This is a genomic window from Streptomyces cahuitamycinicus, assembly GCF_002891435.1.
Taxonomy (GTDB): domain Bacteria; phylum Actinomycetota; class Actinomycetes; order Streptomycetales; family Streptomycetaceae; genus Streptomyces; species Streptomyces cahuitamycinicus.
Genome location: NZ_POUC01000310.1, coordinates 1 through 9,912, shown reverse-complemented (window position 1 = coordinate 9,912; position 9,912 = coordinate 1). Strand labels below are relative to the sequence as shown.

At 71.6% G+C, this 9,912-nt stretch carries 7 protein-coding genes and 1 pseudogene; 3 read left to right on the top strand and 5 right to left on the bottom strand.

Going from position 1 to position 9,912, the window contains the following annotated elements; genetic code table 11:
- Both C1J00_RS30850 and pntB read left to right on the top strand, forming a co-directional pair.
- Positions 1 to 441 (top strand): proton-translocating transhydrogenase family protein (locus tag C1J00_RS30850; RefSeq protein ID WP_180989752.1); only part of this gene is annotated, 441 nt, incomplete at its 5' end.
- Between the two features lie 6 nt (positions 442 to 447).
- Positions 448 to 1,881, top strand: a complete 1,434-nt coding sequence (pntB, locus tag C1J00_RS30845) for a Re/Si-specific NAD(P)(+) transhydrogenase subunit beta (RefSeq protein ID WP_102912277.1) — start codon at positions 448 to 450, stop codon at positions 1,879 to 1,881.
- Between the two features lie 70 nt (positions 1,882 to 1,951).
- Here the strand turns inward: pntB and argG are convergent, their stop codons facing one another.
- From argG to C1J00_RS30825, 4 genes are all read right to left on the bottom strand, one after another.
- Entirely contained in the window at positions 1,952 to 3,406 is a 1,455-nt protein-coding gene (gene argG / locus C1J00_RS30840; RefSeq protein WP_102912276.1) for an argininosuccinate synthase, read from the bottom strand.
- A 73-nt stretch (positions 3,407 to 3,479) separates the two neighbouring features.
- The gene (meaB, locus tag C1J00_RS30835) at positions 3,480 to 4,475 is read right to left on the bottom strand and encodes a methylmalonyl Co-A mutase-associated GTPase MeaB (RefSeq protein WP_102912275.1); all 996 of its coding nucleotides are present in this window, start codon (positions 4,473 to 4,475) and stop codon (positions 3,480 to 3,482) included.
- Complete coding sequence (gene scpA, locus C1J00_RS30830) at positions 4,472 to 6,646, bottom strand: methylmalonyl-CoA mutase (protein WP_102912274.1); 2,175 nt, start codon at positions 6,644 to 6,646, stop codon at positions 4,472 to 4,474. The genes meaB and scpA overlap by 4 nt, the downstream gene beginning before the upstream one ends.
- Positions 6,646 to 8,454, bottom strand: coding sequence for a methylmalonyl-CoA mutase family protein (locus C1J00_RS30825; protein ID WP_102912273.1), 1,809 nt, complete (start codon positions 8,452 to 8,454; stop codon positions 6,646 to 6,648). The genes scpA and C1J00_RS30825 overlap by 1 nt, the downstream gene beginning before the upstream one ends.
- Before the next feature lie 348 nt (positions 8,455 to 8,802).
- Here C1J00_RS30825 and C1J00_RS30820 point away from each other — a divergent pair, with 348 nt between their 5' ends.
- Entirely contained in the window at positions 8,803 to 9,309 is a 507-nt protein-coding gene (locus C1J00_RS30820) for an ATP-binding protein (protein WP_102912272.1), read from the top strand.
- A 13-nt stretch (positions 9,310 to 9,322) separates the two neighbouring features.
- Here the strand turns inward: C1J00_RS30820 and C1J00_RS30815 are convergent.
- Positions 9,323 to 9,912 (bottom strand): annotated as a pseudogene (locus C1J00_RS30815) (hypothetical protein); the annotation flags it as partial.

Below are 9,912 nucleotides of genomic sequence, written 5' to 3'. Positions count from 1 at the left end.
GTCCAGGTGTCCGCCGCACCCGCCCCCGCCGCGGTCCCGGAAGCCGCGGTCCCGGAAGCCGTGGCCCCGTCCGGGACCCCGGCGAAGACCGCCCGCCCGGCCCGGTCCTCCTACGCCCTGGTCGCCGCCGGAGCGCTCGCGCTGTTCCTGGTGACGGCCTTCTCGCCGGGGGAGCTCCTGGGCCACTTCACGGTGTTCGTCCTGGCGATCGTCATCGGCTTCTACGTCATCGGCAACGTGCACCACGCGCTGCACACCCCGCTGATGTCGGTGACCAACGCCATCTCCGGCATCGTCGTGGTCGGTGCGCTGCTGCAGATCGGGCAGGGCGACACCGCCGTCACCGTCCTGTCGTTCGCCGCGATCCTGCTGGCGAGCATCAACATCTTCGGCGGATTCGCCGTCACCCGCCGCATGCTCGGCATGTTCTCGAAGGGCTGATCAGTGATGACCACAGACACGGCCGCTCAGGCCGCCTACGTCGTCGCCGCGCTGCTGTTCATCCTCAGCCTCGCCGGCCTGTCCCAGCACAAGACGTCCCGTTCGGGAGTCGTCTGGGGCATCGCGGGCATGGCCGTGGCCCTGGCCGCCACGGTCGGGCTCGCCTCCCGCAGCATCACCGCGACCGGTCTCGTCCTGATCGCCGTCGCCATGGCTGTCGGCGCGGGTATCGGCCTGTGGCGGGCCCGGGTGGTCGAGATGACCGGCATGCCCGAGCTGATCGCCATCATGCACAGCCTCGTCGGCCTCGCCGCCGCGTTCGTCGGCTGGAACGGCTACCTGGACGTCGACACCGAACTCTCCGGTTCGCTGCTGGCCATCCATCACGCCGAGGTGTTCATCGGGGTGTTCATCGGCGCCGTCACCTTCACGGGTTCCGTGGTGGCGTACCTGAAGCTCTCGGCACGCATCAACTCCCGCCCGCTCACGCTGCCCGGCAAGCACATCCTCAACATCGGCGCGCTCGTCGCCTTCGTGGGACTCACGGCGGCGTTCGTCGTACGGCCGAACATGGGCCTGCTCATCGCGGTCACCGTGATCGCGCTGGCCCTCGGCGCGCACCTGGTCGCCTCCATCGGCGGCGGTGACATGCCGGTGGTCGTCTCCATGCTCAACAGCTACTCCGGCTGGGCCGCCGCGGCCTCGGGCTTCCTGCTCTCCAACAACCTGCTCATCGTCACCGGCGCGCTGGTCGGCTCCTCCGGCGCCTACCTGTCCTACATCATGTGCAAGGCGATGAACCGCTCCTTCATCTCGGTGATCGCGGGCGGCTTCGGCACCCCGGCGGCGGCCGCCGACGACGGCGAGCAGGGCGAGCACCGGGAGATCAACGCCGAGGAGACCGCCGAACTCCTCGGCAACGCCACCTCGGTCATCATCACCCCGGGCTACGGCATGGCCGTCGCCCAGGCCCAGTACCCGGTCGCCGAGCTGGCGCGCAAGCTGCGCGAGCGGGGCGTCGAGGTGCGCTTCGGCATCCACCCGGTCGCCGGCCGGCTGCCCGGGCACATGAACGTGCTGCTCGCCGAGGCGAACGTGCCCTACGACATCGTCCTGGAGATGGACGAGATCAACGACGACTTCGCCGCCACCTCGGTCGTCCTGGTCATCGGCGCCAACGACACCGTCAACCCGGCCGCCACCGACAACCCGTCCAGCCCCATCGCCGGAATGCCGGTCCTGCACGTGTGGGAGGCGGCCCACGTGATCGTCTTCAAGCGCTCCATGGCCGCCGGATACGCGGGCGTGCAGAACCCGCTGTTCTTCCGCGACAACACCCAGATGCTCTTCGGCGACGCCAAGCAGCGCGTCGAGGACATCCTGCGCGGCCTCGACGCCCTGGACGCACCGGTCCGGGAGATGGCCGGCACGTCACCCTGAACCACCGGGCACCCGAACGTGAAGGCCGGCTCGACACCGTCGAGCCGGCCTTCGGTGTCCCGCCGTGCGGTCAGTCCGTGCCGGACTCCATCGCCGCGCGGTCCAGCCACGCGTCCTCCTCCGAGACCTCGCCCCGGGAGGCGATGACCTGGGCGCCGCCCTGCGGCAGCTCCGGCATGGTGCCGATCAGCCCGGTCGCGGCGGCCTGGGAGGCGCCGATGGTGGGGCTGCCGGTGCCGATCAGGCCCATGCCCGCGTACTGCTCCAGCTTGGCGCGCGAGTCGGCGATGTCGAGGTTGCGCATGGTGAGCTGGCCGATGCGGTCCACCGGACCGAACGCGGAGTCCTCGGTGCGCTCCATGGACAGCTTGTCCGGGTGGTAGCTGAACGCCGGGCCCGTGGTGTCGAGGAGCGAGTAGTCCTCGCCGCGCCGCAGCCGCAGCGTCACCTCGCCGGTGACGGCGGCGCCGACCCAGCGCTGGAGCGACTCGCGGATCATCAGCGCCTGCGGGTCCAGCCAGCGGCCCTCGTACATCAGCCGGCCGAGGCGCCGGCCCTCGGCGTGGTACTGGGCGAGGGTGTCCTCGTTGTGGATCGCGTTGACCAGCCGCTCGTAGGCGGCGTGCAGCAGGGCCATGCCCGGCGCCTCGTAGATGCCGCGGCTCTTGGCCTCGATGATCCGGTTCTCGATCTGGTCGGACATGCCCAGGCCGTGCCGGCCGCCGATGGCGTTGGCCTCCATGACCAGGTCGACGGCGGAGGGGAACTCCTTGCCGTTGATCGACACCGGGCGGCCCTCGGCGAAGCCGATCGTCACGTCCTCGGCGGCGATCTCGACCGACGGGTCCCAGAACTTCACGCCCATGATCGGTTCGACGGTCTCGACGCCGGTGTCCAGGTGCTCCAGGGTCTTGGCCTCGTGGGTGGCGCCCCAGATGTTGGCGTCCGTGGAGTACGCCTTCTCCGTGCTGTCCCGGTAGGGCAGGCCGTGCGCGACCAGCCACTCCGACATTTCCTTGCGGCCGCCGAGCTCGGTCACGAAGGCGGCGTCCAGCCAGGGCTTGTAGATCCTGAGGTGCGGGTTGGCGAGCAGGCCGTAGCGGTAGAACCGCTCGATGTCGTTGCCCTTGAAGGTCGACCCGTCGCCCCAGATCTGGACGTCGTCCTCCAGCATCGCCCGCACCAGGAGCGTGCCGGTGACGGCCCGGCCCAGCGGGGTGGTGTTGAAGTACGCCCGCCCGCCCGAGCGGATGTGGAACGCTCCGCAGGTCAGCGCGGCCAGGCCCTCCTCGACCAGCGCGGCACGGCAGTCGACCAGGCGCGCGATCTCGGCCCCGTAGGTCTTGGCGCGGCCGGGCACCGAGGCGATGTCGGGCTCGTCGTACTGGCCGATGTCGGCGGTGTAGGTGCACGGGACGGCGCCCTTGTCGCGCATCCACGCGACCGCGACGGAGGTGTCGAGACCGCCCGAGAAGGCGATGCCGACGCGTTCGCCGGCGGGCAGGGAGGTGAGGACCTTGGACATAGAAAGAGTATGTATCACTTTGCATAGTCATGCAAGCCGGATAGGCGAATTCGTCACTCCGGTTGCTTCCGGTTCAGGAACCCGCCGCCTCTGAGCCGCCGCCCAGCGCGCCCAGGATCCGCTCGGCGGCCAGCGTCGGTGTCAGCTCACCCTCCCGGACCCGCTGCTCCAGCACGGGCGCCAGAGCCCGTACCGCCGGGTCGGCCCGCAGCCGGCCGAGGAGTTCGTCGCGGACCATGCTCCAGGTCCAGTCGACCTGCTGGTCGCGGCGCTTGGCGGCTAGGCGGCCCGTGGAGTCCAGCAGGGTGCGGTGCTGTTCCAGGCGCTCCCAGACCGTGTCCAGGCCGGTCGACTCGCGGGCGCTGCAGTGCAGCACCGGCGGCGTCCAGAACGCGTCCTTGCCGTGCATCAGCCGCAGCGCGCCCGCCAGTTCCCGCGCGGCCGCCCGGGCGTCGCGCTCGTGCGGCCCGTCCGCCTTGTTGACCGCGATCACGTCGGCCAGTTCCAGGACGCCCTTCTTGATGCCCTGGAGCTGGTCGCCCGTGCGGGCGAGGGTGAGCAGCAGGAACGAGTCGACCATGTTCGCGACCGCGGTCTCGGACTGGCCCACGCCGACCGTCTCCACCAGGATCACGTCGTAGCCGGCCGCCTCCATCACCACGATCGACTCGCGGGTGGCCTTCGCGACCCCGCCCAGCGTGCCCGCCGTGGGGGAGGGACGCACGAACGCCGCCGGGTCCACGGCCAGGCGCTCCATCCGGGTCTTGTCGCCCAGGATGGAACCGCCCGTGCGGCTGGAGGACGGATCGACGGCCAGGACCGCGACCCGGTGCCCGAGCGAGGTCAGCAGCGTGCCGAAGGCGTCGATGAACGTCGACTTGCCGACGCCGGGCACCCCGCTGACGCCGATCCGCCGGGCCCGGCCGCTGTGCGGCAACAGCGCGGTCAGCAACTCCTGGGCCAGCGCGCGGTGTTGCGGCCGGGTCGACTCGACGAGTGTGATGGCTCGGGCGATGATCGCCCGCTTCCCGTCGAGCACGCCCTTCACATACGCGTCGACATCGATCACAGGTCGTGCCCGAGGCCGTCCGACAGCCGCTTCACCAGGTCGTACGCCGCGTCCGGGATCACCGTCCCGGGCGGGAAGACGGCCGCCGCACCCATCTCGAGCAGCGTCGGCACGTCCTGCGGCGGAATCACGCCGCCGACCACGACCATGATGTCCTCACGCCCCTCCTCGGCCAGCGCCTCGCGCAGCGCCGGGACGAGGGTGAGGTGACCGGCCGCCAGCGACGAGACGCCGACGATGTGCACGTCCGCCTCGACGGCCTGCCGTGCCACCTCGGCGGGCGTCTGGAACAGCGGGCCGACGTCCACGTCGAAGCCGAGGTCGGCGAAGGCGGTGGCGATCACCTTCTGGCCGCGGTCGTGCCCGTCCTGGCCCATCTTGGCCACCAGGATGCGCGGGCGGCGGCCCTCGGCCTCCTCGAAGTCGGACACGAGGGTGCGGGTGCGGTCCACGGACGGCGACTCCCCGGCTTCGTTGCGGTACACGCCGGTGATGGTACGGATCTGGCTCGCGTGCCGCCCGTACACCTTCTCCAGCGCGTCCGAGATCTCCCCGACGGTGGCCTTCGCACGGGCCGCGTGCACCGCCAGCTCCAGCAGGTTGCCCTCGCCGCCGGCGGCCCGGGTCAGCGCGTCCAGCGCGTCCTGGCAGGCCCGCTCGTCCCGCTCCGCGCGCAGCCGCCGCAGCTTCTCGATCTGCTGCGCCCGCACGGAGGAGTTGTCGACCTTGAGGACGTCGATCTGCTCGTCGGTCTCGACGCGGTACTTGTTGACGCCGATGACCGGCTGGCGGCCCGAGTCGATCCGGGCCTGGGTGCGGGCCGCGGCCTCCTCGATGCGCAGCTTCGGGATGCCCGCGTCGATGGCCTTGGCCATGCCGCCCGCGGCCTCGACCTCCTCGATGTGCTGCCAGGCCCGCCGGGCCAGGTCGTACGTCAGCTTCTCCACGTACGCGCTGCCGCCCCACGGGTCGATCACGCGGGTCGTGCCGGACTCCTGCTGGAGGAGCAGCTGCGTGTTGCGGGCGATGCGCGCCGAGAAGTCGGTGGGCAGGGCGAGCGCCTCGTCGAGGGCGTTGGTGTGCAGCGACTGCGTGTGTCCCTGGGTCGCCGCCATGGCCTCGACACAGGTGCGGGTCACGTTGTTGAACACGTCCTGCGCGGTCAGCGACCAGCCCGAGGTCTGCGAATGGGTGCGCAGGGACAGCGACTTGGCGTTCTGCGGGTCGAACTGCCGCACCAGCTTCGCCCACAGCAGGCGCGCCGCCCGCAGCTTGGCGACCTCCATGAAGAAGTTCATGCCGATCGCCCAGAAGAACGACAGCCGGGGCGCGAACGCGTCCACGTCCAGGCCCGCCTCACGGCCCGCCCGGATGTACTCCACGCCGTCCGCGAGGGTGTACGCCAGCTCCAGATCGGCCGTCGCTCCCGCCTCCTGGATGTGGTACCCGGAGATGGAGATCGAGTTGTAGCGCGGCATCCGCTGCGAGGTGAAGGCGAAGATGTCGGAGATGATCCGCATCGACGGCTTCGGCGGATAGATGTAGGTGTTGCGGACCATGAACTCCTTGAGGATGTCGTTCTGGATGGTCCCGGCCAGCTTCTCGGGCGGTACGCCCTGTTCCTCGGCGGCGACGATGTACAGCGCCAGCACCGGAAGCACGGCACCGTTCATCGTCATCGACACGGTCATCTTGTCCAGCGGAATGCCGTCGAACAGCTGCCGCATGTCGTAGATCGAGTCGATGGCCACGCCCGCCATGCCGACGTCACCGGTCACCCGCGGGTGGTCGCTGTCGTAACCCCGGTGCGTGGGCAGGTCGAAGGCGACCGACAGGCCCTTCTGCCCGGCCGCGAGGTTGCGCCGGTAGAAGGCGTTGGACTCCTCCGCCGTCGAGAAGCCGGCGTACTGGCGGATCGTCCAGGGCTGGTTGACGTACATCGTCGGGTACGGGCCGCGCAGATACGGCGCCGCGCCCGGGCGCGTGTCCAGGAAGTCCAGGCCCTCCAGGTCACGCCCGGTGTACAGCGGCTTGACCGCGATGCCCTCCGGGGTCTCCCAGAGCAGGTCGTCCCCGCCGGCGGCGTTCTTGACCGCCGTACGCCACTCGTCGGGGCCGCCGCCGGGGGCCGGCATCCCCAGTTCGATCCCGGAGAAGTCGGGGATTCCCATCAGGACACTCCCATGCGGTCGAGGGTGGCGGACAGCACGGCGACGGCGTCACAGCCCGCGAAGACGTAACCGTCGACACCGGGGTGCTCCCCGGGCCGCCCGGCGAGGAAGACGTGCGCGGCACCGGCGGCCTTCAGCTGCCCGGCCACCGCCTCCGCCTGCTCCTCGTACAGCGCGTCGCTGGAGCACAGCACGGCCTCGCTCGCACCGCTCTCCTCGAAGGAGCCCTCCGCGACCGGCTCGATGCCGCCCGCCTGGAACAGGTTCGAGGCGAAGGTGAGCCGGGCGGTGTGGGCGGCGGCCGGGCCGAGCGCGGCCAGGAAGATCCGGGGTCGGGAGCCGGTCGCGGCGAGATGGGCGTCGGAGCGGGCGCGCAGCGCCTCGTACGCCTCGTCCCGGCGCACCCGCGGCAGCCCGCCGGACGGCTGCTCGGGTGCGCTCTCGCGGACGACCGGCTTCTCCGCGAGGAACGGGAACTCGCTGACACCGGTGATGGGTTCGCGCCGCTTGGCCAGCCGGCCGGTGCGTGCCTGCCAGGTCTCGGCCAGGTCCCGCGCGAGGCCCCCCGAACGCAGGGCCGCCGCCTGGCCGCCGAGCCGCTCGATGCGCTGGAAGAACTCCCAGCCCGCGTGGGCGAGTTCGTCCGTGAGCCGCTCCACGTACCAGGAGCCGCCCGCCGGGTCGATCACCCGGGCCAGGTGCGACTCCTCGATGAGGATCGAGGAGGTGTTGCGGGCGATCCGGCGCGCGAACGCGTCCGGCAGGCCGAGGGCGTGGTCGAAGGGCAGCACGGTGACCGCGTCCGCCCCGCCCGCGCCGGCGGCCAGCGTGGCGATCGTCGAGCGCAGCATGTTCACCCACGGGTCGCGGCGCGTCATCATCACCGGCGACGTCACCACGTGCTGGAGCTGCGCCCCCGCGCGCGGTGCCCCGCACACCTCGGCCACCCGGGCCCACAGCCGGCGCGCGGCCCGCAGCTTGGCGATCGTCAGGAACTGGTCGGCGGTCGCCGCGTACCGGAACTCCAGCTGCGCACAGGCCTGTTCGACGCCCAGCCCGGCCCCCGTCAGCTCACGCAGGTACGCCACCGCGGTGGCCAGCGAGCAGCCCAGCTCCTGGGCGGCCGAACCCCCGGCCTCGTGGTAGGGCAGCGCGTCCACGGTCAGCGCCCGCAGCCCCGGATACCCCTCGGCGCACAGCCGCGCGAGTCCGGCCGCCGCCGTGACATCGCCCCGCTGCCCGCTGCGGGCCTCCTGGCCCAGCGGGTCCGCGCCCAGGTTGCCGCGCGCCTGCTCCGGGGCGACACCGCGCTCCTCGTACAGCCGCAGCAACTCCCGCGCGGCGGGCTCGACGTCGGACCCGGCGTCGAGGACGACCGGGGCGAGGTCGAGATGGACTCCGCCGAGCACCCGGCCGAGCTCCGGCACCGGGATGGCGGAGCCGCCCACGCCCAGCCAGAGTGAGGTGACGCCGTTCTCCAGATCCGTCAGCACCGGGCCGCCGTCGGCCACCGTGTGCCGCTGCCGTACGTCCCAGCCGCCGAGGGTGTTCCCCTCGGCCCGGCCGCCGCGCACGAAGGGCGCGAACCCGGGCAGGCCCGGCTCCGGCGCGGAGTCACGGGCGGTGTAGAGAGGGCGGGTGCGCAACCCGTCCTCCAGGGTGGTGGACAGGGCTTCCTCGGCCTCGGCGCCCTCCACGTCCTTGCCCGACTTGCGCAGGACACCCGCCACAAGGCGCTGCCACTGCTCGTGGGGCACGTCAGGGAATTCGCCGGCCAGCTCAAGCCCGTCGTCAGGCAGGACCGTCATGCTCGGATGCTAGGTCACGGACACGAAGGAGCAGCAGTGGGCACGGCTGTGACGTTTCCCTCGCCGAGAATGTGGTCCTGATCTCCGCCTGCCGCTCTTGAATCACGGCTGGTCAGGTACTACAACAGCAGGCCCGGCGGCCAGCGGTGGCCCTGTCCGGCGGGGACGGGGGAGAGGTCCACACGGGGACCTCGACCGTCGGACTCCGACTGGGGGCACGCGGCCGTGCGGGTACGGCGCGGCGCACACCGCAACAGCGGGCCACCGGCAGTAATGCGCGGTCCGCACCGGGGTAAACGAACGCCGAAAGGCCATTGAGCAACACGAACAACAATGAAAGAACCCCATATGGTCATCCCGCTTATGAAGCAGGCGGCAGATGAGCCGGGCACGGACGAGCAGGCCCCCCTGCGCTACGGCGCGGACTGGGCCGGCGGCGCGGCTTGCGCTGTCGAGGCGCGCCGGGCGCTGCGGGCGCTCCTGGCGCACGCACCGTGTACCGGCCGCACGCCCGTGCCGGCCCTGCTGGCGATCGACGCCGAACTGGTCGTCAGCGAACTCGTCACCAATGCGATCCGGCACGCTCCCGGTCCCTGCGGGATGTTCCTGCGGCTCTCGGACGACGGATTGGCCATCACCGTGTGGGACACCTCCGCCGAGCAGCCGGTGGTCCGCAAGCGCGACGGGCAGCGCTTCGGCGGCCACGGCATGCACGTGGTGCACACGGTCAGCACACGAGTCGCCGTCGCGTCCCTCGGCGTCGGCAAGCAGATCACCGCCTACCTGAGCACGGCGCCGGACGTCGCCCCCGACGTCGGCGCCGTTGCGATGATCGGCGGCGAGCCGGCCGCCTGACGTTGGGAAGCGGTCACCACCCGGTGCGCAGCAGATGGTTGAGGAGCAGCGCGAGCAGCGCCTGGGCGGTGAGCCACGCGCGGGGGCGGGTGAGGAACGCGCAGGCCGGGAGCAGCCACAGCGCGAAGGGGAGCCAGATGCGTTCCGTCTCCGCCTTGCTCATGCCGGACAGGTCGGCGATCAGCAGGGCGAGGAGCGCGGCGCAGACCAGGAACGCCAGGCGGACACCGGCTCGTGGCCCGGTACGATGCCGGACCACTGCGGCCGCTGTCCGCCGCAGTCCCGCCGCCGTCGCCAGTCCCGTGACGAGCACCGTGCAGGCCAGGTTGGCCCACACCCAGTAGCCGTAGGGGCGGATGCCGCCCGCGCCCTGACCGTAGCGCGTGACCAGCAGCTGGTAGGCCTCCCACCAGCTGAAACCCACGAGCGTGAACACCGCGGGAACCACGGCCGCTCCGGCGAGCCACGCCCCCAACAGGGCCGGACGCCGCCGGACTCCGCGGCGGCCGAGCACCAGGACCGCCGCGGCGATCAGCGCGACGAGCGTGAGGCCGTACGACAGGTAGCAGGTCAGGCCGAACAGCAGCCCGGACGCGCCCGCCC